Below are 21,674 nucleotides of genomic sequence, written 5' to 3'. Positions count from 1 at the left end.
CATCGCGCTCGTGTCGCCCGTACGCTTTGCGGGAGGCGGCACCGGGTTCTGAATCTGCTGCCCCTGCGGGCGCAACGCAGCGAACCCCTCCCGTTGCCCCCTACAACAACCCCGCCCCCGCCAAGAACTTCCCCACCCGCTCCACCTCGTCCTCCGACAACGGAATCTGCGGATCAGCAGTAACCGGGAAGTCAATCACCCCCCGCAGATAAAGCGCCGCCTTGAATGCCCCCAGCCCCGCCGAGCTGCCCCCCATCCGGACCGGATCCCCCGCAGCCACCATGCCGAACAGCACGCACAACCGTTCCTGCTCGGCCCGGGCCCGTCCCCAGTCACCCGCACGGCAGAACCGGTCCAGCCGCACATACCCGTGAGGGTCGACGTTCGCGAGCCCTGGCACCGCCCCGTCCGCACCCATCGCCAGCGCCGAGTCCACCAGCAGTTCGCTGCCCGTCAGGACGCTGAACCCGCTGATCCCGGGGTGTTCCCGCGCCCCCGTCACCACCGACCGGAACGATGCCAGGTCGCCGCTCGAATCCTTCAGGCCCGCCAGGACACCGTCGGCCGCCAGCTCCAGCACCAACCCCGGGGGCAGTTTGCTGTGCACGGAGGCCGGGAGGTCGTACGCCACGACAGGGACCGGGCTGCCCGATGCCACGAGGCGGAAGTGGCGGGCGATCTCCGAGGGGTGTGTGCGGGTGTAGAAGGGGGCCGTGACCACGACCGCGTCCGCGCCCGCCGCCGAGACGGACCGTACGTGGTCCAGTACCCGGGGGGTCGTCATGTCGATCGCGCCCGCCAGGACCGGCAGCGCGCCGGCCACGTGGCCCACCACCGTCTCCACCACCAGCCTGCGCTGATCATCCGTCAGATACGCCGCCTCCGAAGACGACCCGAGTACGAACAGGCCGTCCACGCCCGCCTCCACCAGGTGGTCGACCAGCCTGACGAGCGAGCGTACGTCCACCTCGCGGTCCGGTGTCAGCGGAGTGCAGACGGGAGGGACGACACCGGTCAGCGGGGTGGGGAAGGTCATCAGGGCTCCCTGGGGTCTTTCGGGCCGTGCGGCGGTGCGGAGGGGGTGTCGGAGGCGTCAGCTACAGGGTGTTTCTGCACGTCGGGCACGGCGGCGACCGCCTGGGCGACCAGGTCCCGCGTCGCCCGGCCCTCCTCCACAGGGTGGTGGCAACGGAACCGGTGTCCCGGGATTGACGCGGCCGTGAACTCCGGCATCACCTCCGCGCACACCTCCGTCGCCTTCCAGCAGCGTGTGCGGAAAGGGCAGCCCGAGGGCGGATGTGTTGCCGAGGGGACCGGGCCCACCAGTGGGATCGGGTCGATCGGGTCCAGCAGGCCCGGCGTCGCCGAGAACAGGGCCCGGGTGTACGGGTGACGCGCCCCGTCCGTCACCTCGTCCGCGGGGGACTCCTCCACGATCCGGCCCAGGTACATCGTGATCACCCGGTCGCTCATCCGGCGTACCGTCTGGATGTCGTGCGAGACGAAGACGAGGGCCAGGCCCAGCCGCTCCTTCAGGTCCAGGAGGAGGTTCAGGATCTGGGCTCGGACCGATACGTCCAGGGCGCTGGTCGGTTCGTCCGCCACCACCAGGTCGGGGTCCAGGGCCAACGCCCGTGCGATGGCCACCCGTTGGCGTTGGCCGCCCGACAACTGGCCCGGTAGGCCGTCCGCCAGGGCTCGCGGGAGGCCCACCAGGCCCATCAACTCCCTTACCCGCTCCTCCCGTTCCCTTGTCGTACCTCGCCTGTGCACATCCAAGGGGTCGCGGAGGATCTGGCGGACCGTCAGGCGGCGGTTCAGGGCCGTCGAGGGGTCCTGGAAGATCATGCCGGTGCCCGTGCCGATGGCCGAGCGGCGCTCCGCCGGCTTCATCGTCCACAAGTCGTCGCCCCGGAAGGACACTTGTCCCGACGTCGGCGGCTGTACGCCCACCAGGACCTTCGCCAGCGTCGACTTGCCGCAGCCCGACTCGCCCACCACACCCACGGTTTCGCCGGGCGCGACCCTGAAGTCGGCGCCTGTCAGGGCGTACACGCGGTCCCGGGTGAACAGGCCGCCGCTGCGGGCCTTGTGGACCACATGCGTGTCCGAAAGTTCCACCAACGGAGTCGACACAGGCGAGGCCGCAGCCGTGGCCGTAGTCGTACTGGTGCTCACTTCACGCTCTCGCTTCCCGTCGGCTCCGGCGTCGTCAGGTCGATCGCCGGATGGTGGCAGGCCGCCAAGTGGGTCTGGGTGCCCAGGAGATCGGGGGCCGTCGTACGGCACACCTCCGTCGCCATCGGACAACGGTCGGCGAAGCGGCAGCCCTTGGGGAAGTCGGCGGGGGAGGGGACCGTGCCCTTGATCTGGGTCATGCGGACCGCCGCCGACTCCAACGACAGCACGCTGCCAAGCAGGCCCCGGGTGTAGTGATGGGACGGGGACCCGACCAGGTCCGCCGTCACTCCCGTTTCGACGATCTGGCCGCCGTACATCACGACCACCCGGTCCGTCACGTCCGCCACCAGGGCCAGGTCGTGCGAGACCAGGATCAGGGCGAAGTCCAGCTCCGCGCGCAGGCGCAGGAGCAGTTCGATGATCTGGGCCTGGACCGTGACGTCCAGCGCTGTCGTCGGCTCGTCCGCCACGATCAGCTTCGGGTCCCGGGACAGGGCCATCGCGATCAGGACCCGCTGGCGCTGGCCGCCGGACAGTTCGTGCGGGTAGCTGCGGAGGGTGCGGTCGGGGTCGAGGCCCACCAGGCCCAGCAGCTCCTCGGGGGTGCGGTGGCCTCCTCGGCGTACTACCTGCTTGAGCTGGGATCGGATCGTCATCGCCGGGTTCAGGGACGACAGGGCGTCCTGGTAGATCATCGCCATCTCGTGGCCCAGCAGCTTGCGGCGTACGCGCATGGGTTCGGCGAGCAGGTTGCGCTGGTTGAAGCGGACCTGGCCGGTGACCCGGGCGCCCTTCGGTTCCAGGCCCATCACCGTCAGCGCCGTCAGTGACTTGCCGCAGCCCGACTCGCCCACCAGGCCCAGGACTTCGCCCGGGTGGACCTCGAAGCTGATGCCGTCGACGATGTTCACGCCCGAGTGGCGGGCGGCGAAACCGATCGTCAGGTTCTCAACCGCCAGTACGGGCAGCCCGGTTGGTACCGGGCGGGCCCTCGCACGCAGGCGCTCCGCCGCCTCCGTCAGGCCGGGGAGAGCCAGGACCTTGCCGGTCCCCGGCTCGGGGGCCTCCAGGGGGTCCTCCTGCTCCCGTACCTTCACGTCCCGCGCCGCCGGTGCCGCCCAGGCGTCCGACACGCCCTCGGAGAGGACGTTCAACGACAGCACCGTGATCAGCATCAGCAGGCCGGGGAACACCGTCGCCCACCAACCGCCCGTCAGGACCATGTTCTTGCCGTCCGCGATGACGCTTCCCCAGGACGGGTCCGGCGGCCGTACGCCCGCGCCGATGAACGACAGCGACGCCTCGAAGACGATCGCCTCGGCCACCTGCACCGTGCAGAAGACCAGTACCGGGGCGGCGCAGTTGATCGCCACGTGCTTCAGGACGATGTGGGGTGTTCGGGCGCCGATCACCCGTTCCGCCGTCACGTAGTCCTCGCCGTACTGGTCCAGGACGTTCGCCCGCACCACCCGCGCCACCGGTGGGGTGAACAGGAAGGCGATCGCGCAGATCAGGACCGTGATGCCGCCGCCGAAGACCGCGACGAGCACGGCGGCCAGCGCGATGCCCGGGAACGCCATCACCACGTCCAGGCAGCGCATCAGCGTCTCGTCGACCGCCTTGCGCGAGGTCGCCGCGATCGCGCCGATCAGCGCGCCCACCGTCAGGGCGAGCGCGGTGGCGCCGAGGCCGATGGCGAGGGACCAGCGGGCGCCGTAGATCAGCCGGCTCATGATGTCGCGGCCCAGGCTGTCCTGGCCCATCCAGTGCTCGGCGGAGGGGGCTCCCGTGCCGCCGATCAGGGGCTGTTGGTCCAGGGGGTCGTCGGGGGCGACGAGAGGGGCGAAGACGGCGACGAACACCACCACCGCCAGGAAGCAGACCGCGATCCGGGAGATGACCGGGAGCCGACGCCACCCGCGCAGGCGGATGCCCGGGCGGGAGAGGAGGGCGGCCAGGCGCCCCCGTTCGAACATCATGAACATCAGGCCGCACCCTTCGTTCGCGTGAACAGCTTGAACATCAGGCCGCGTCCCTCAAGCGTGGGTTGACCAGGAGATAGAGGATGTCGATGACCAGGTTCACGACCACGAAGCCGGTCGCCGTCGTCAGGACCACTCCCTGGACGACCGCCGGGTCGCCGTTCTTCACGGCGTCGATCATCAGCTTGCCCATCCCGGGGAGCGAGAAGATCGTCTCGATGACGACCGCGCCGCCGAGCAGGTAGCCGACGCGCAGGCCCAGCACCGTGAGCGGGTTGATGAGCGCGTTGCGCAGCACGTTGCGGCCCACCACCACCCTCGGTGGCAGGCCGCTGCCGATCGCCGTACGGACGTAGTCCTTGTCCAACTCCTCGACCACCGCCGTACGGACGATGCGCGTGAGCTGCGCGGCGACCGGGAGGGAGAGGGCGAAGGCCGGGAGTGTCATCGTCTTCAGCCAGCCGGTGAAGGAGTCGGCCGGGTTGATGTAGCCGCCGGTCGGGAACCAGCCCAGGTCGACGGCCAGGTACTGGATCATCAGCAGCGCCAGCCAGAAGCCGGGGGCTGCCACTCCTGTGAGCGACACGACCCGGATGATCTGGTCGGGGAGGCGGTCGCGGTAGATGGCCGCCGTGACGCCGCCCAGCAGGGACAGGACCACCGCGATGGCCAGTCCCAGGAAGGTCAGTTGGAGGGTCAGCGGCAGAGCCGTGGTGACCTGGTCGAGCACCGGCGCGCGGGTGAGCGCGCTGATGCCCATGTCGCCGTGGAGCAGGTCGCCGATGAAGTGGAAGTAGCGGACGGGGAACGGATCGAGCAGGCCGTTCTGCTCGCGGAAGTCGTGCAGTTGCTGCGGGGTCGGGTTGGCGCCCTGGAAGAACGCGGAGGCCGGGTCGACGTCCGAGAACCGCATGACGAGGAACACGAACAGCACGATGCCGAGCATCAGCGGGACGAGCAGGACGATCCTGCGCGCCAGGATTCTGGCGATGGCGACCACGTACGAACTCCCGTACAGCTAGCGGTATTTGGCGGTGGTCAGACCCGCGGTGTCCGGGCCCGCGCTGGCTAGACCCACTTGGCCTGGAGGAGGTTGATGCCCGGGTACGGCTGTGCCCTTATGCCGGCGAGCTTCTTCGGGTCCCAGGCCGTCATCAGCTCGTTGTGGACGACCGGATAGAGCACGGCCTCCTCGGCGACGATGTCGATGTAGTCCTGGATCATCGTCTTCTTCTTGTCCGGGGTGGGCTCCTGCGTCGCCCGGTCCATGTCCTTGAAGAGCTGCTTGGCCACGGCGCTGTCGGCCCAACGGGCGTAGCCCATCCAGAGGTTCTGCGGGCCGTAGTTGTAGTGCATGATCAGGTCGGCGTCGAGGCCGAACTGGTTGGGGTTCGAGGCCGCGGACACGACCTGGTAGTCCTGCTTCTGGTCCATCTTCGTGAACACCGCTGTGGTTTCCTGCGGGTTGAGGGTCGTCTCGACCCCGATCGCGTCCCACGACGCCTTGATGGTGGGCAGGCAGTCGACGATCCAGCTGACGTTCACCGAGAGGATCTCGATCTTCAGCCCGCTGACCCCGGCCTCCTTCAGGAGGGCCTTCGCCTTCTCCGGGTCGTAGTCGTAGACCGTCTTCGCGCGCCGGTAGCTCGGGTTGGCCTCGTTGAGGAAGGACGAGGACGGCTTGCCGTGGCCCTTGAGAGCCACCTCCACCATCTTCTCCGTGTCGATGGCGTAGTGCAGTGCCTGGCGGACCCGGACGTCGTCGAAGGGCTTGTGCTTGGTGTTGAACATCAGGAACAGGTTGTTCATCCCCGCCCCGCCCTGGACGTCCATCCCCCCGTTCTTGAGCTGCTGGATGTTGGCGTACGGGATGTTGTCGGCGATCTGTGCGCCGGCACTGGACCCCGAGATCTTGGCGACGCGGGGCGCGGCATCCACTATCGTCATCCAGTTCATCTTCTTGAACGCCGCTTTGCGTGGCCCGTTGTAGGCGGCGAAAGCCTCGAACGTCGTGTTCGACTTCGGGTGGTGCGCGGTCTGCCGGTACGGTCCCGAGCCGATCGCCTTTCCCTTGATCGCCTCGTCCCAGCCGCCCGGCAGGGAGAAGACGTGCTTCGGCATGATCTTCGCCAGGGTGAGCCGGGAAACCCCTTCGGGGAAGGGGAACTTCAGCACCAGCTCGACATTCTGCGCGTCGACCTTTTTCACTTCTTTCAGCCAACTGGCGAAAAACCCCTTGGCGAGTGTCTGTGTGTTCGGATCGAGGATTCGATCGAATACGAAGACCACGTCGTCGGCGGTGACCGGCTTTCCGTCGTGGAAGGTCGCCCCGGCCCGCAACGTGAACTTCCAGGAGGTGCTGCTGAGATCACCGGGGACTGCTGTGGCGAGCGCCGCGTACGGCTCGCGGGAGATCGGATCCGTGTCGAGCAGGCCCTCGTAGATGTGGTTGTTGGCGGCCATGGAGAAGGCGGAGGCCGTCTGTGTGGGGTCCCAGCTGCCGTCGTTGCCGTAGCCGATCACGGCCGTGAGCGTGCTGTTCGCGCCCCCGGTGCCACCCCCGGTGTCGTTGGTGGACTCGGGCCCGGACGAGCAGGCCGACAGGGAGGAGGAAATGGCGGCGGCGGCGCCGAGCGCGCCGGTGTACTTCAGAAACGACCGGCGGTGCGGGGCGGTCGATACAGCGGCGGTTACGTCGCGGGTCACGTCGCGCACGATTCCTCCAGCGGGGTGGGGTCCGAAAAGGTGAGGAGATACGACGTCCTACGTCATAGGGGGCAGCGCGACCATAAGAGGGGCGGTGGGGCCGGTCAAGAGATCGCACACGAATGGCGTATCTGCCAGAGGTACGACCAATGACGATATGAAATTCGACATGTTCCACCGGGGTGCAGCCGAGAGCGGCATCAAGAGCGCGGTGAATTCCCGGCAGTTGAATTTTGATATGCCTGGAGGTGGGACGTGGGATGTCCGGCGAGCGTACGATGCGCCGCATGTCTCAGGAGTCCGGGAAGCGACGCCGGCCCGAGCGGCGGGTGAGCGGCCAGGTCCAGCGCGAGGTCATGCAGTTGATCCTCGACCGCAAGCTCCGGGCGGGCGCACCGCTGCCCACCGAGGTCGAGCTGATGGAGACCCTCGGGGTCAGCCGCAACTCCGTCCGCGAGGCCCTCAAGGCGCTCCAGGCCCTCGACATCGTCGAGATCAGACATGGCTACGGGACGTACGTCGGACAGGCGTCGTTGACGCCGCTGGTTGACGGACTGACGTTCCGTACGCTCGCCCGGCCCGACGGGGACGGCGCCGCACTCGCCGAGATACTCCAGGTCAGGGAGGTGCTGGAGGACGGGCTCATCCGGCGGGTCGCGGCCGTGCTGTCCGACGCGGAGCTGGACCGGCTGGAATCGGTGGTCACCCGGATGGAGGAGGCGGGACGCTCGGGCCGGCGCTTCCCCGAACTGGACCGCGAATTCCACGAGGCCCTGTACGGCCCTCTCGGCAACGCGCTCGTGCCGCAGCTGCTCGGCGCCTTCTGGACGGTTTTCCGCCGTGTCTCGGGGGCCCGTGGCTGGCACGACGACCCGGAACCGGAGCTGACGGCCCGTAGACACCGGGACATCGTGACGGCTTTGCGTGCCCACGACGTGGAGAGCGCGCAGCGCGCGCTGGCCGTGCACTTCCGCGGGATCGAGGCGCGGGCGGCGCAGGAGTCGCGGGGGGTGGGGTGAGCGGGTGCGGTCACGCGGGTACGTGAGAGGGGGCGCCGACCCCTGTACGGCGCCCCCGTCACACACCCGTCGCGGCCCTGGCTACGGCAGCGTCTTGTTGTACCCCGCGTCGTTGTCGGAGTCGTAGACGACCTTGCCCGTGTTGTCGTACCCCTTGACGTGCGGAGCCAGGGTGACCTGCTCGTTCAGGGTGCCGGTGGCCACGAACCAGCCGTGGTCCAGGGCGGCTTCGCTGGTGCTGCCGCCGTAGGAGACGGTCACCCGGGTCACGTTGGACTCGTACCGGCCGATGGAGCCCCAGCCGAACGGCAGCTTCCAGTTGCCCTTGTCGATGGACGACTGCCGGTCGAGCTTGCCGTTGTCGTCGGACATGACCGGGCCGCCGTTGTCGAACTTCAGGCTGCCGGCACTGATGTTGACACCCTCGGCCTTGCCATCCTTGATGTTGCAGATCAGCCGGGTCAGCTGCGGCTTTGTCGTCTGTTCCTTGACGGCGACGATGTAGATGCCGTCGCCAGGGGCGTTCGAGTCGCCGGTGCTGTTCAGGGCCAGGATGATCCGGTAGTCGGCGGCGTCGCCGAGATCGGTCAGCGGAGACCTGGAGGACACGCCCTTCTGGCCCTCCATTCGCCAGGCGATGCACTTCTCCAGCCCGTCCGCGGCCTGCGCCAGCGTGATCCCGTCCAGCAGTTGCCTCGACGTCGCCGGACCGGTCGGTCCAACGGGAGCCGACTGAGCGGGAGTTGGCGATGTGCCCTGCGAGGCGCGGGTCGACGGCAGCGGTGCCGCCGTGTTCACGCTTCCGTCGCCGCCGTTCCCGTTCACCGCGTACGCCGCCACGGGCGCCGCCGCCAGTGCGACCAGGACCGCGCCGGCCGCGGCCACTCGCCGTCGCCGCTCGGTCGTGCCCTTGCGGCGGATCGCCGTGTACGGCGCCGACGAGGGCCGGATGGTGTAGGCGTCCTCCGCCATCATGTCGCGCACCTGTGCCTCGAAGTCCTTCCCGTGTTCGTTTCCCACGTGTTGTCCTGCTTCTTGCGAGTGGTCCGAAGGCCCCGGCTGCCCGAACTGCCCGGGCTTTTCCGGCTGTTCCGGCCGCTGGTTCCCGTTCACCGGATGCCTTCCCGAACGTGCGACGCGTGACTGGGCTCGGGGCGGCCCACGACCTGCGCCAGCCCCGGATACGTACGCAACTTCGCCAGCCCTTTCGACGCCTGGCTCTTGACCGTGCCCTGCGAGCAGCCGAGGGTTTCGGCGACCTCGGCCTCGGACAGGTCCTCCCAGTAGCGCAGGACCACCACCGCCCGCTGCTTGGGCGGAAGTTGGGCGAGCGCACCGAGGAGCGCGCTGCGTTCGTCGGCCCATGAGGCGGACTCGTCGCGGCCCACCACGTCGGGCGGGGCGTCGGTCAGCGCCTCCCGCACGCGCCGCTTGCGGAACCGGTCACTGTTGCAACTGACCAGCATCCGGCGGACGTACGCCTCCGGACTGTCGGTGCGTGAGACCCGCCGCCAGGAGCGGTACGCCTTCGCCAGCGCCGTCTGCGTCAGATCCTCGGCGTGGTGGGCGTCGCCGGTCAGGAGATACGCGGTGCGCACCAGATGGGACCACCGCGCTCTGACGAATTCATGGAACTGGGCCTCTTGTTCGGCCTGCATCAAGTACCTCCTCGCCCACCAGACCACCGTTTCCCCGGAATCGGTTGCCCGGGTTTCGGGACCGCGTTCGAATGTACGGATGGACGAGCAGGGGGATGCGCGGATGGACGAGCGGCTGGACCAGAGGGCCGACGGGTGCTGGGGCGAGGGAGACGCGGGCGTGCTGCGGCTGCCGTCCGGCCGCCTGATCAGGGGACGCGGCCTGCGCCACCCTCTCGACCCGACGGCACCTGTCCCCTCGTACGCCGTCTACCTCCTCGGCAGCCAACCCCCCGCGGTTTCCTGGGAGTTCCGCTGGCTCAAATGGCCCGACTTCCGCCTCCCCAAGGATCATGCGGACGCCCGCGCGGCCCTGGTCGAGGTGTGGGAACGAGCGGCCGGCGAGCGGGTGGAGGTCGCCTGCGGCGGTGGGCGAGGGCGTACGGGGACGGCGCTGGCGTGCCTCGCCGTGCTGGACGGGCTGCCGGCGGAGGAGGCGGTGGCCTACGTGCGGGCCCATTACGACCGGCATGCGGTGGAGACGCCTTGGCAGCGGCGGTATGTGCGGCGGTTCCGGTGAGGTGGAAGGTGCCGGCTCTCGGAGACCCTTCTCTCAGCCCAACGCATTCCCCAACACCCGCGCCGTCTCCGCCACCAGAGGATGGTCGGCGACGGCGTCCCGGTCCGGCTTTGTCGTCTGGACGGCCAGGATGATCGGGGTGCCGTCCGGTGTCCAGGCGATGCCCACGTTGTTGTTCGTGCCGTAGGAGCCGGCGCCCGTCTTGTCGGCGATCGTCCAGGTCGGGGGCAGGGTCAGACGGAAACGGTTGCCGCTGGTCGTGTTGGTCAGCAGCCAGTGGGTGAGGAGTTCGCGGTCCGGGCGGGTCAGTACGTCGCCGAGGACCAGGCGGGCGTATGTGCGGCCGATGGCGTACGGCGTCGTCGTGTCCGTGGTCCGCCACGGCTCCGCCGAGTTGAGCTCGGTCTCCCAGCGGTCGAGGCGGGTCGCCCGGTCGCCGAGGGAGCGGGCGAAGCGGGTGATCGCGGTGGGGCCGCCCAGTTCACGCAGGAGCAGGTTGCCTGCCGTGTTGTCGCTGAACCGGATTGCCACGTCGGCGAGTTGGGCCACCGTCATGCCCTCGGCGAGGTGTTCCTCGGTCTGTTTCGAGCCCTCGACCAGGTCGTCGGCCGTGTAGTGCACGCGCTTGGACAGGACCTCGCCGGACCGGTCCAGGTCGCGCAGTACGGCTGCCGCCGCGAGGGTCTTGAAGAGCGAGCAGACCGGGAAGCGTTCGTCGGCGCGGTGCCGGACGGTCTCCCTCGTGCCGAGGTTGTGCGCGAACACGCCTACGCGGGCGCCGTGTTGCGCCTCCAGGTCGCGCAGGCGGGCGGTGACATCGGGGTCGGTGGCCGCCGCGTGCGCGGGTGCGGCCGGTGTCAGCAGGGTCGCGGCGGTCGCGGCTCCGGTGGTGAGGAGGGTGCGGCGGGTCGGCCGGAACTTCGAGGAGGTCTTCGCTGGGTTCTTCGCGGGGTTCCTCGTGGGGGTCTTCGCGGGGCCCAAGATCTCGGATCTCCTTCGGTGGGGTTCGGATGACGATCTCCGTGGTGATCGACGTTCCCTCCTCATACCTTGGTTGCGTCGCCGTAGACCTTCGGAGGACGGCGGGGTGCTTTCGGCCTCGGCACAGTGAAGGCATGGAGAAGACCAAGAGCACGGGGATCAGCGGGGGCAGCGGGATCAGCCGGGCGCGGTTTCTGGCCGGTACGGCAGCCGCCGGGCTCACGGGGGCGCTGCTTCCGGTGGCCGGAGCGCGGGCGGCTGAGCGGCCTGCCGCCGCGACTGCCGCCCGTGGTCATGGCGGTGGCCTGACCCGCCGGGGCGTCGTCTACACCATCGTCGACGGCGAGACCCCCGTCACCGGCTACAGCGCCGCCCGTATGCGCGCCGACATCCGAACGATCCGCGACGGTCTGCACGCCGACACCGTCGAGGTCACCGGCGACGGGGTCGAGCGGCTGAACACCACCGCCTCCGAGGTCGCCGAGCGAGGCATGCACGTCTGGTTGCAGCCCACCCTCGGGGACGTTCCGGAACGGGACATCCTCGAACACCTCGCGGAGACCGGGCGGCACGCGGAGCGGCTGCGGCGGCAGGGGGCGAGTGTCGAGTTCAGCGTGGGCTGCGAGTTCTGGCTGTTCGTGCCGGACATCGTCCCCGGCGAGACCGTCCTGGACCGGATCGAGAACCTCCTCAACGGCACCGTCGACTGGGAGAAGATGCAGCGCCGGCTCGACCGGTTCACCGCGAAGGCCGCGGCCGTCGGACGGTCGGTCTTCCACGGGCGGCTGAGTTACGCCGCCGGCCAGGACGACAAGGTCGACTGGAACCTCTTCGACGTCATCGGCATCGACTACTACTCGTACTATCCCAACAAGGCTGATTACGTAAGGGAGTTGCGGCGCTTCCTGCGTTGGGGCAAGCCGCTCGCCATCACCGAGTTCGGCACCTGTACGTACGAGGGGGCGCCCCAGGGGGGGGGCGGCATGGGCTGGAACGTCGTCGACTACGACAAGGTCCCGCAGGAGATCAAGGGCGACCTCGTACGCAGCGAGCGCGCACAAGCCGCCTATCTCGTCGACCTGTTGGACGTCTTCGAGTCGATGGGGCTGTACGCGGCGATGGCCTTCGAGTTCGGGACCGCCGACGCCGAACACCGTGCCGACAATCCGCGCTTCGACATCGACATGGCGAGCTATGGCATCAACAAGGCCGTCAAGGACCGTCCTGGCGACCCGAGTTCACCGTGGCACTGGGAGCGGAAGGAGGCGTTCCGTGCGCTGGCCCGGCGGTATGCGTGCAGGTAGGTAGGAGCGGGCTGTTGTGCGGGCGGCCTCGACGATCTCCGTCCGACGTTCGACGTCAGACATCCCGCCGCCCCACCACGCACACCGTGACAGCCACGGCCACGGCGGACCAGGCGCCGTACACACACCACGCCTCGGTGATCGTCACCGGGTACCTGCCCAGGTCGTAGTCCCGGTCAGGGTTGAGGATCAGCCGGTCCCAGGCGGTCAGCGGCATGGCGTTGCCGATCTCCACGACCCAGCGGTACTGCTCCCCACCGAAGAGCTGCGGTACCAGAAGCAGCAGGGCGATGACCGTCACGACCGCGCCCGCCGTGTGCCGGACCAGGGCGCCCACCGCCATGCCGATGAGTGCGCACAACGGCACCAGCAGCGCGGACGCCGTGACGGCGCGCAGAGCCCCCGGGTCGGCGAGGGACATGCCGTGGTGATCGCGCAGGATCGCCTGCGTCACACCGAAGGAGCCGCCCGAGACGGCCACTCCGAGGACGAGTGTCACCGCGCCGACGACGGTGGCCTTGGCGGCGACGACCGCGCGGCGGTCGGGCACAGCGGCGAATGTCGTCCGGATCAGACCGCTGGTGTACTCACCGAAGATCACACTCGCGCCGAGCGCCGCCACGATGATCATCAACAAGGCCCAGGCCGGGGACACGTACGCGGCACCCAGCGGGTCGTAGACCATCTGCGGCAGCGCAGGCCTTCCGCCGGGCGGCACTGGCGGCAGCCCCGGCTGGTGGGCGAGTCGGTCGGCATTGACCCTGGCGGCGTTCACACAGATCCCCAGGGTGGCCAGCGCACCCGCCGCCAGCACGAGGGCGGTGGAGCGCAGCGACCAGAATTTGATCCACTCGGCGGCGACCAGGTGCCGGAAGCGGGCGGTGGGAGCGGCCGACGGCCGGTAGGGGAGGCCCGCAGGGTCAGCCGTTGGGGTGTCGGTGGTGATGTCGGTGCTCATCGGGCGGCTCCGGCAGAGGTCGTCGGGGTGGCGGCTCCTGCGGCGAACTCGACGCTCTCGGCCGTGAGTTCCATGAACGCGTCCTCCAGGGAAGCCGATTTCGGGCTGAGCTCGTGCAGCCGCACACCGTGGGCGAAGGCAAGCTCGCCGATGCGCTCGGCGGGCAGACCGGTCACGGTGTACGAGCCGTCCGGCTCCGTCCGTACCGCCGCGCCCTCGCCCGCCAGCAGCGGCCCAAGGGCGTCGGGGGTGCGGACGGACACATGGAGGCCCGTCGCGCGGGCCGCGAAGTCCTTGAGGCTCTCCGCCGCGATCAGTCTGCCGCGGCCGATGACGATCAGGTCCTCGGCGGTCTGTTCCATCTCCCCCATCAGATGGCTGGACACCAGCACCGTGCGCCCCTCGCCGGCCAGCCGCCGGAACAGCCTTCGCACCCACAACACCCCTTCTGGGTCAAGCCCGTTGAGAGGTTCGTCGAAGAGGAGCACCGGCGGATCGCCGAGCAGCGCCGCCGCGATGCCCAGGCGCTGTCTCATCCCCAGCGAGAATCCGCCGATCCGTCGCCTCGCCGCCTCGGACAGGCCCACCTCGGCCAGCACTTCGGCCACCCGCCGCCGGGGCAGTCCGTTGCCGACGGCCAGTGAGGTCAGCTGGGCGCGGGCAGTGCGCCCGTCGTGCACGTCGTGGGCGTCCAGCAGCGCGCCGATGTGCCGCAGACCCCGGGCGCGCTCGGCGAACGGCCGGCCGTCGACGGTGACGGCACCGCCGGTTGGGGTGTTCAGCCCGAGCATCAGCCGCAGGGTCGTGGACTTGCCTGCGCCGTTCGGGCCGAGGAAGCCCGTGACGTGCCCCGGACGGACGGTGAAGGAGAGATGGTCTACGGCGGTCGTCGTCCCGTAGCGCTTCGTCAGTTCTTCGACTTCAATCACGACAACACCGTCCCGCCGTACGGACTGTCCGGGCATCGGCCCTCGGCCGACACTCCAACTCGCCCGCTGTCGACTAAGGTTGTACGTCCTTGGGCCGATGACCACCGTCAACAGCCGCCCTACGATCGGCACATGTCCGCCACTCCGCCCCCGCCCCTCCTCAAGCGCGTCCCGCCGGGTGCCTGGACGGCGTTCGCCTGGTGTGCGGGCACGGCGTTCACGTACCTCACGCGTGTCCGGCTGCCCGGTGAGGTGGAGCCCGATCACTGGCCGGCCGCACAGCTCTACCGCTGGGACGGCCTGGCGTTCCTGGTCCTGGCCACCGCCCTGGCGTTGATCGCCGCCGCACTCTTGTCCCGCCGCCCGCTGACGGCCGTGTGCTTGATGCTGACGGCCGCTGTCTGCGAGACGAGCACGCTGGGCGTGGGGGAGATCCCGATGGCCCAGTTCCTGGCCGTGCAGACCGCCGTGTACTTCGTCGCCGCCGGTGGCCCCCGCCGTACCGGGGCCATGGCCGTCTCCCTCTCGCTCGCTCTGCTCGTGTTCTATTTGGCCGTACGGATCCTGATGGGCTGGAATGTCGGCACCTCGGCCGAACTGGCCGTCGCCCTGGTGACGTTGATCGCCTGGCTGCTCGGGGACGCGGCGCACCGCAGCCAGGCGCACGCCCAACAGCTCGCCGCCCGCACCGCAGAGCAGGCCGTCACCGCCGAACGTCTGCGCATAGCAAGGGAGATGCACGACACGGTCGCCCACAGCATCGGCATCATTGCGCTCCAGGCGGGCGCGGCGGCCCGGGTGGCGGCTACCCGTCCCGAGGCCGCGCGGGAGGCGATGTCGGCGGTCGAGCACGAGGGCCGGGAGACTCTGGCGGGCCTGCGCCGAATGCTGGTCGCGCTGCGGCACGCGGAGGAGCACGGAACCGGCCAACGGGAGCCCGTGGCAGCCGGGTTGGCGGACATCGAGCGGCTCGCCGCCGTGACGAGCGCCGCCGGTGTGCGCGTACATCTGCACTGGGTGGGGGAACGGCGCGAACTGCCCCCGGACGTCGACCTGTCGGCGTTCCGAATCGTGCAGGAGTCGGTGACCAACGTCGTACGCCATGCCGGTGCCCTGTCCTGCCGGGTCACCCTTGACTACCGGGCCGACGACGCCCTGGTCATCGAGGTCACCGACGACGGGCGGGGCCGGGGGAGCGCCACCGACACCGGGTTCGGAGTGGCCGGGATGCGGGAACGAGTCGCCCTGCTGGACGGGGAGTTCGCGGCCGGACCGCGTCGAGAGGGCGGCTTCCGGGTGGCCGCGCGGCTGCCGATCCCCCTCCCGATCCCGCTACCGGCGGTGGCCCGATGACGGCGGCGACGACGGTCCGGGTGCTGCTCGCCGACGACCAGCAGCTGATCCGTACCGCACTCAGCATGGTGATCGCCGACCTGCCGGACATCGAGGTGGTGGGTGAGGCCGCCGACGGGGCGGAGGCGGTCGCCCTCGTCGGCCGACTCGCCCCGGACGTCGTCGTGATGGACCTGCGCATGCCGGGCATGGACGGCATCGAGGCGACCCGCCGCATCACCCGGGGGACGGGGACGGAAGGCACCCGAATAGTCGTCCTCACCACCTTCGACGACGACGATCACGTCTACGGGGCGCTGCGCGCGGGTGCGTCCGGGTTTCTGGTCAAGGACATGGCCCTGGACGACATCCTCGCGGCGATCCGGATCGTGGCCGCCGGGGACGCCCTGATCGCCCCCAGTGTGACCCGGCGGCTGATCCAGGACTTCGCGGCCCACCCCCGACAACACGTCCGGCAAAGGGAGTTGACGGCGATCACCGACCGCGAGCACGAGGTGCTCACGCTCGTCGGCAGCGGCCTGTCCAACACGGAGATCGCCGCCGAACTGTGCATCAGCGTGGCGACGGCGAAGACGTACATCACCCGTCTGCTCGCCAAGCTGGACGCCCGCGACCGCGTCCAGCTGGTGATCATCGCCTACGAGGCGGGCCTGGTGTCCGCCACCGAGCGCAGGTAGGCGCCCAGCCGGGCTATCGCGGAGGGATTGCGCGGGCTCTCGACGAGGTCCACGTAGTCGAGGACGAAGATGCGCTTGTGCTTGACGGCGGAGACGTTCTTCAACGGGGCGTACGACAACAGGAACTTGCGCTTCTGCTCCGCGCTGACGTCTCCGTAGTTGCAGATCACGATGACGTCGGGGTCGCGCTCGACCACCGTTTCCCAGCCCACCGTCGTCCAGGAGTCGTCGAGGTCGTTCATGACGTTGACGCCGCCGGCCTTGCTGATGACCTCCTCGGGCGCGGCATACCGCCCGGAGGTGAAGGGCGCGTCCGTGCCGCTGTCGTAGAGGAACACCTTCGGACGCGCGCTCCCGGTCGGGGCCTTCGCCGCCACCGCCGCGACCTGCTTCTTGAAGCCCGCGATCAGGGTGGCCGCGCGCTGCTCGACACCGAAGAGCCTTCCGAGGTTGGTGAGGTCGGTGTAGAGGGCGTCCAGGGGCGGCATGATGCCGCGCGAGGTATTCGTACGGCCGTTGCGGCAGGACTCGGTGAGGACGTACGAGGGGATGCCGAGCTTCTTCAGCGCGTCCGGGGTGAAGCCGTTGTCGTCGCGGAAGCCGTAGTTCCAGCCGGCGAAGACCCAGTCGCCGCGGGCGTCGAGGACGTTCTCCTTGGTGAGCTGCTGCTTGGACAGCCACTTCACCTTGCCGTAGCCGTCCTTCCAGGGCACGCCGGTCAGATCACCCTTGTCGTCGGGCATCGCGAACCCGGCCATCCGGTCCTCCAGACCGAGCGCGAACATCAGCTCGGTGATCCCGACGTCGTTCGTGACGACCCGCTCGGGAACCTTCTCGTAGGTCACCTTCTGACCGCAGTTGGTGAGGGTGACGGCAGCGGACGACGCCTGCGCCGAAGGCTTCTCGACGCTGGCACCGCACCCGGTGACGAGCACGGACATGAGCACGGACATGAGCACGGGGGAGACAACTGGCTTGCACATGGGGGAAGTTCCTCAGGTTTTCGGGTTCTCGGGCTCTTCGGTTCTTGGGCTCTCGGGTTCTCTGGTTCTCAGGGCTGCTTGGGGAGCAGGTCGAAGAGCAGCTGTACGGCGCCCGTCTCCGGATGCCTGACGGGATGGGCGCGCACCCCGAACACCTCGGACAGCAGTGCGGCTTGGAGCACCTCGTGCGGCGGGCCCGACGCGACGACCCGGCCCCCGGCGATGACGTACAGCAGATCGCAGTGGGCGGCGGCGAGATTGAGGTCGTGCAGGGCGGCCAGTGCGGTCAGGCCGCTGGAGCGGACCAGGGAAAGGACGTCCAACTGGTGGGCGATGTCCAGGTGGTTGGTGGGTTCGTCGAGGACGAGGACCCGGGGCTGCTGGGCCAACGCCCGTGCGATGAGCACGCGTTGCTTCTCGCCGCCGGACAGGGCGAGGAATCCGCGGTCGGCCAGGTGCGTGACGCCGGTCCGCTCCAGGGCGGCGGCGCAGATGTCCCGGTCCCCGGCCGCCGTACGCCCCTGATGCGGCAGCCGTCCCATCGCCACCACCTCGGCGACGGTGAAGTCGAACTCGGCGGACGACTCCTGGGGCAGCGCGGCGAGCACCCGGGCGGCGGCCCGGGGCTCCATGCCGTGCACGTCGACGTCGTCCAGCCGCACCGCACCCCCCGTCGGCCGCAGCGCCCGGTACACGCACCGCAACAGGGTGGACTTTCCGCTCCCGTTGGGCCCGACGAGCCCGACGAAGGACCCGCTGTCCACCCGCATCGTGAGGTCCTCGACGAGCCGGACCGCCCCCACGTCGACCGACACACCCTCCACATCGAGCCGCATGCCCTCACCGCCCCCCGAACGCGTAGCCGCCGCGCCGCATCAGCAGCAGGAACGCCGGTACGCCGACCACGGCGGTGATCACCCCGACGGGCAGCTCGGCAGGTGCGAGGAGCAGTCGGGACAGTACGTCGGCCCACACCAGCAGCACGGCCCCGACGAGCGGCGCGACCGCCAGCACCCGCCGGTGATCGGCGCCCACGAGCATCCGTACGACATGCGGGACCATGAGCCCGACGAAGCCGATGGCCCCGCTGACGGCGACGACGGTGCCGGTCACGGCGGCGGTCACGAGGAACAACTCCCGCCGTAGCCTCGCGGGTTGGACCCCGAGGGCGGCGGCGGTCTCGTCGCCCATGGCGAGCGCGTTGAGGGACTCGGCGCGCCGGGCGAGCCACGCCCACCCAACGAGGACGGTAACGGCGGCGATCGGCACCTGCGCCCAGGTGGCCCCGCCCAGACTCCCGAGCAGCCACATCATCGCCGAGCGCGCCGCCTCGCCCCGGGCGGCCCCGAACACCATCACGGTGGTGACGGCCTCGAAGCCGTAGGCCAGCGCGGTCCCGGTGAGGATCAGCCGCAGCGGGGTGAGCCCATGAGCGGCGGACTGGGCAACGGCGTACACCAGCACCATGGCGGCGAGCGCGGAGACGAAGGCCGACACGGACAGCGCCCACACCCCCAGCCCGGCGAACGCCCCCAGCAGAATCACGGCGTTGGCCCCCACGGCAGCACCGGACGAGATCCCGAGGACGAACGGATCGGCGAGCGCGTTGCGCACCATGGCCTGCACGGCCACCCCGACGGCCGCGAGCCCCGCCCCGACCACGGCGGCGAGCACCACCCGGGGCAGCCGCAACTCCCAGACAATGGTGTACGCGGCCACGTCACCGGCGCGGATGGTGCCCCCGGTGACCCCGTCCCGGAGGAACCGGAGCACCTGGCCCCAACCGATCCCGGAGGCGCCCAGCCCGACGCCGCACAGCAGGGAGAGGAACAACAGCAGGATCAGCCCAACGGCCAGCGGCAGGACGGGTATTCGGCGCACGGTCGGCGATCCTTCGCCTCGGCTCGCAGTCCGCGGCGAGCAGTCACAGGGGCATGCGCACCGTGGGTGATCGGGCTCGCACGCCGAAGTCCTGGCCGAAGAGCCGAACAGCTGGACAGCCGAGTGGCCGAACAGCCGAGTGGCCGGACAGGGGGCGTGCATACCGTTGCGGGTCAGCGCCGGAGTCTCACCGGACTTCCCCCATGGGACGCGCCGCGAGCGTAGCAAACGCGTCGGACCGGTCATTTCGGGGCTGCCGGTTGCGGACGGCCGAAGAAATTCGGGTGATCGGACGGTTTGGGCCACAACCGTTCGAGTCGGCCGACCGTCTCTGATGAGCGTGAACGCGAACGTGAGCATGGACATGCGCATGGGCATGGGCATGGAGGCGAGACCGGCCGAGAGTCCTGGTCTGCGGCTCGACATCCAGGGACTGCGTGCCGTGGCCGTGTCGCTCGTGGTCCTCGGGCATGCGGGCGTGGGCGGGTTCGGCGGCGGCTATGTCGGCGTCGATGTCTTCTTCGTCATGTCGGGATTCCTCATCACCTCATTGCTGGTGAGGGAGTTGGCCCTCGGCAACGGACTGTCGATCCGCAGGTTCTATGCCCGCCGCGTCCTCCGTCTCCTCCCCGCGTCGACGCTCGTCGTCGTGGCCGCCCTCGCCGGTTCCTGGCTGTTCCTGTCGAGGGCCCGTTTCGAGGAGTACGCCGGGGACGCGCTGAGCAGCGCGTTCTACGCGGTGAACCTTCGGCTGGCGGCGGGTGGCACGGACTACTTGGCGGAGGGGAGCCCACCGTCCCCCTTCCAGCACTTCTGGTCGCTGGCGGTGGAGGAACAGTTCTATCTGCTCTGGCCGCTGCTCCTCCTGCTGAGTTGGCGGCTCGCGCGCCGACGGCGCGGACTTCTGGCGGTGCCGCTCGCCGTGCTCTGCCTGCTGTCGTTCGGGCTGAGTGTCGCCGTCACGGAGTACGCACCGGCCTGGGCGTACTTCGGTTCGCACACCCGGTTCTGGGAACTGGGTGCGGGCGCGCTGTCGGCCCTGTCCGCCGAGCGACTTCGCAGCATGCCGCCCAGGTTGGCGGCACCGATGACCTGGACGGGCCTGGCCTGCATAGCCGTCTCGGCTGCCCTCTACGACAACGACACCCCGTTCCCCGGGTATTGCGCGCTCCTGCCGGTGCTCGGGTCGGTCCTCGTCCTGGCCGGCGGCTGCGCACCCTCTCGGCACGGCGCCCAACTCCTCCTGTCCAGGCGGCCGTTGGTCTGGCTGGGCGGTCTGTCGTACGGCTGGTACCTGTGGCACTGGCCGTTGCTGCTGATAGGCCCCGCGGCGCTGGGCAGGCTCCCGGGGACGTCCGGTGTCCGGCTCGCGCTGCTGCTCTGCGCGGTCGCCCTGTTCCTGGCCTGGGCGACCCTGCGACTGGTGGAGAACCCGGTCCGGTTCCACACGGCGTTCCGTGGTCGCCCGGGGCGCGCGCTACGGCTCGGGGCGGGCTTGTCGGTGGGCGTGGCACTGATCGCCGTAGCGGCGTACGTGTTCCCGCCCGCGATCGACTCGGGCCGACCCGCGCCTTCGCTGAGGGAGGCGATGGCCACCGCACCGGACCCCCAACTACGGCTGCGCCGACTCCTGGAAACGGCGCCGACCAGCCTGCCCAGCAACCTCGCCCCACCCCTCCCCGAGATCAAGCCGGCGAGGTCGGCGGTCTACCGGGACGGCTGCCATGTGGCGTACGACAGCACGAGCGCCCCGCCGTGCGAGTACGGGGACCCGGCCTCGGACAAGGTCGTCGTCCTCTTCGGCGACTCCCACGCGGCCCAGTGGTTCCCGGCGCTCAACCGTCTTGCCGGGGAGCGTGGTTGGAAGCTGGTGTCGCTGACGAAGGCGTCGTGCAAGGCGGCCGAGGTCACCTTGCGTCGCTTTGGCGGGCCATACACGGCCTGCGACACCTGGCGGGCCCGCGCGATCACGAGGATCGTGGCGCTGCGTCCGGACCTGGTGATCGTCTCGTCCTCGGACGCGGGCGACCCCATGTATCCGGAGCCCGATCTCGTCCAGCAGTGGACGGACGGGTTCCGTGCGACGTACGACGCGCTCGGTGCGTCGGGCGCGAGGGTCGTCGCCTTGCTCGACACGCCCTGGCCGCGGTCGGACGCTGTCGACTGCGCCGCGATGTACTCCCTCCGCCTGGACCGTTGCGCGAGCCGTCTGCCGGAGGCCATCCGGGACCCGTCTCGTCGGACGGCGACGACGGACGCGGCGAGGTCGTCCGGTGCGACGCTGATCGACCCCACCCCGTGGCTGTGCACGAGCGGGGGCAACTGCCCTGTCCTGGTGGGCGATACGGTCGTCTACCGCGACGACAGCCACGTCGCCGACGCGTACGCGGAGGCGATCGCTCCTGTTCTGGGCGACCGGCTCACCGAGGTGCTGAGGTCCGAGGTGCTGAGGTCTGACTGATCCGTTCGCCCCCGCCGCCCGTACCCGCCCCCACCCGTCCCG

19 protein-coding genes are annotated in these 21,674 nt (G+C 69.8%); 6 read left to right on the top strand and 13 right to left on the bottom strand.

Features of this window, described 5'->3' with window-relative positions:
• Window positions 1-100: 100 nt before the first annotated feature.
• The 5 genes from OHN74_RS13410 to OHN74_RS13390 form a co-directional block, all read right to left on the bottom strand.
• Window positions 101-1,036 carry a dihydrodipicolinate synthase family protein gene (locus tag OHN74_RS13410; protein ID WP_327694802.1) on the bottom strand — a complete coding sequence of 312 codons (936 nt, stop codon included), beginning with the start codon at window positions 1,034-1,036 and terminating at the stop codon, window positions 101-103.
• On the bottom strand, window positions 1,036-2,121 hold the full coding sequence (locus OHN74_RS13405; RefSeq protein ID WP_327694801.1) for an ABC transporter ATP-binding protein: 1,086 nt from the start codon (window positions 2,119-2,121) through the stop codon (window positions 1,036-1,038). Before OHN74_RS13405 ends, OHN74_RS13410 begins: the two co-directional genes overlap by 1 nt.
• 53 nt (window positions 2,122-2,174) lie before the next feature.
• On the bottom strand, window positions 2,175-4,157 hold the full coding sequence (locus OHN74_RS13400; RefSeq protein ID WP_443060552.1) for a dipeptide/oligopeptide/nickel ABC transporter permease/ATP-binding protein: 1,983 nt from the start codon (window positions 4,155-4,157) through the stop codon (window positions 2,175-2,177).
• A gap of 46 nt (window positions 4,158-4,203) precedes the next feature.
• Window positions 4,204-5,163, bottom strand: coding sequence for an ABC transporter permease (locus OHN74_RS13395; protein WP_327694800.1), 960 nt, complete (start codon window positions 5,161-5,163; stop codon window positions 4,204-4,206).
• Window positions 5,164-5,231: 68 nt separating this feature from the next.
• Complete coding sequence (locus OHN74_RS13390; RefSeq protein ID WP_327694799.1) at window positions 5,232-6,878, bottom strand: ABC transporter substrate-binding protein; 1,647 nt, start codon at window positions 6,876-6,878, stop codon at window positions 5,232-5,234.
• A gap of 278 nt (window positions 6,879-7,156) precedes the next feature.
• Here OHN74_RS13390 and OHN74_RS13385 point away from each other — a divergent pair, with 278 nt between their 5' ends.
• A complete protein-coding gene (locus tag OHN74_RS13385) occupies window positions 7,157-7,888 on the top strand; it encodes a FadR/GntR family transcriptional regulator (RefSeq protein WP_327694798.1) in 732 nt (243 codons plus the stop codon).
• Window positions 7,889-7,969: 81 nt separating this feature from the next.
• Here the strand turns inward: OHN74_RS13385 and OHN74_RS13380 are convergent, their stop codons facing one another.
• Entirely contained in the window at window positions 7,970-8,908 is a 939-nt protein-coding gene (locus tag OHN74_RS13380) for a hypothetical protein (protein ID WP_327694797.1), read from the bottom strand.
• Between the two features lie 89 nt (window positions 8,909-8,997).
• On the bottom strand, window positions 8,998-9,546 hold the full coding sequence (locus OHN74_RS13375; RefSeq protein WP_327694796.1) for a SigE family RNA polymerase sigma factor: 549 nt from the start codon (window positions 9,544-9,546) through the stop codon (window positions 8,998-9,000).
• 79 nt (window positions 9,547-9,625) lie between these two features.
• On the opposite strand from OHN74_RS13375, the gene OHN74_RS13370 reads away from it, so the two are divergent.
• On the top strand, window positions 9,626-10,105 hold the full coding sequence (locus tag OHN74_RS13370; protein ID WP_443060387.1) for a protein-tyrosine phosphatase family protein: 480 nt from the start codon (window positions 9,626-9,628) through the stop codon (window positions 10,103-10,105).
• A 33-nt stretch (window positions 10,106-10,138) separates the two neighbouring features.
• Here the strand turns inward: OHN74_RS13370 and bla are convergent, their stop codons facing one another.
• Entirely contained in the window at window positions 10,139-11,086 is a 948-nt protein-coding gene (gene bla, locus OHN74_RS13365; RefSeq protein ID WP_443060386.1) for a class A beta-lactamase, read from the bottom strand.
• 134 nt (window positions 11,087-11,220) lie between these two features.
• Between bla and OHN74_RS13360 the strand changes: the two genes are divergently transcribed.
• On the top strand, window positions 11,221-12,390 hold the full coding sequence (locus tag OHN74_RS13360) for an abortive phage infection protein (RefSeq protein WP_327694795.1): 1,170 nt from the start codon (window positions 11,221-11,223) through the stop codon (window positions 12,388-12,390).
• A 55-nt stretch (window positions 12,391-12,445) separates the two neighbouring features.
• Here the strand turns inward: OHN74_RS13360 and OHN74_RS13355 are convergent, their stop codons facing one another.
• Together OHN74_RS13355 and OHN74_RS13350 are read right to left on the bottom strand one after the other, a co-directional pair.
• Window positions 12,446-13,348, bottom strand: a complete 903-nt coding sequence (locus OHN74_RS13355; protein WP_327694794.1) for an ABC transporter permease — start codon at window positions 13,346-13,348, stop codon at window positions 12,446-12,448.
• Entirely contained in the window at window positions 13,345-14,277 is a 933-nt protein-coding gene (locus OHN74_RS13350) for an ABC transporter ATP-binding protein (RefSeq protein WP_327694793.1), read from the bottom strand. The genes OHN74_RS13355 and OHN74_RS13350 overlap by 4 nt, the downstream gene beginning before the upstream one ends.
• A 132-nt stretch (window positions 14,278-14,409) precedes the next feature.
• Between OHN74_RS13350 and OHN74_RS13345 the strand changes: the two genes are divergently transcribed.
• Together OHN74_RS13345 and OHN74_RS13340 are read left to right on the top strand one after the other, a co-directional pair.
• Window positions 14,410-15,630: a sensor histidine kinase gene (locus OHN74_RS13345; RefSeq protein WP_327694792.1), complete on the top strand. Its 1,221-nt coding sequence runs from the start codon at window positions 14,410-14,412 to the stop codon at window positions 15,628-15,630.
• Window positions 15,627-16,307, top strand: a complete 681-nt coding sequence (locus OHN74_RS13340) for a response regulator transcription factor (protein ID WP_327694791.1) — start codon at window positions 15,627-15,629, stop codon at window positions 16,305-16,307. The genes OHN74_RS13345 and OHN74_RS13340 overlap by 4 nt, the downstream gene beginning before the upstream one ends.
• Here OHN74_RS13340 and OHN74_RS13335 read toward each other — a convergent pair.
• The 3 genes from OHN74_RS13335 to OHN74_RS13325 form a co-directional block, all read right to left on the bottom strand.
• Window positions 16,268-17,290 carry an ABC transporter substrate-binding protein gene (locus OHN74_RS13335; protein ID WP_327694790.1) on the bottom strand — a complete coding sequence of 341 codons (1,023 nt, stop codon included), beginning with the start codon at window positions 17,288-17,290 and terminating at the stop codon, window positions 16,268-16,270. The two genes, OHN74_RS13340 and OHN74_RS13335, sit on opposite strands and share 40 nt — an antisense overlap.
• Window positions 17,291-17,358: 68 nt before the next feature.
• The gene (locus OHN74_RS13330; RefSeq protein ID WP_327694789.1) at window positions 17,359-18,126 is read right to left on the bottom strand and encodes an ABC transporter ATP-binding protein; all 768 of its coding nucleotides are present in this window, start codon (window positions 18,124-18,126) and stop codon (window positions 17,359-17,361) included.
• A 4-nt stretch (window positions 18,127-18,130) separates the two neighbouring features.
• Window positions 18,131-19,171 (bottom strand): FecCD family ABC transporter permease, encoded by a 1,041-nt coding sequence (locus OHN74_RS13325; RefSeq protein WP_327694788.1) that lies wholly within the window; start codon window positions 19,169-19,171, stop codon window positions 18,131-18,133.
• Window positions 19,172-19,505: 334 nt separating this feature from the next.
• On the opposite strand from OHN74_RS13325, the gene OHN74_RS13320 reads away from it, so the two are divergent.
• Window positions 19,506-21,632: an acyltransferase family protein gene (locus OHN74_RS13320; protein WP_327694787.1), complete on the top strand. Its 2,127-nt coding sequence runs from the start codon at window positions 19,506-19,508 to the stop codon at window positions 21,630-21,632.
• The last annotated feature ends 42 nt before the right edge of the window (window positions 21,633-21,674 follow it).

The organism is Streptomyces sp. NBC_00459 (assembly GCF_036013955.1).
In the GTDB taxonomy this organism is placed as follows: Bacteria; Actinomycetota; Actinomycetes; order Streptomycetales; family Streptomycetaceae; genus Streptomyces.
Note: the sequence above shows the minus strand (reverse complement) of the source record. Positions and strands in the feature narration are given on the sequence as shown.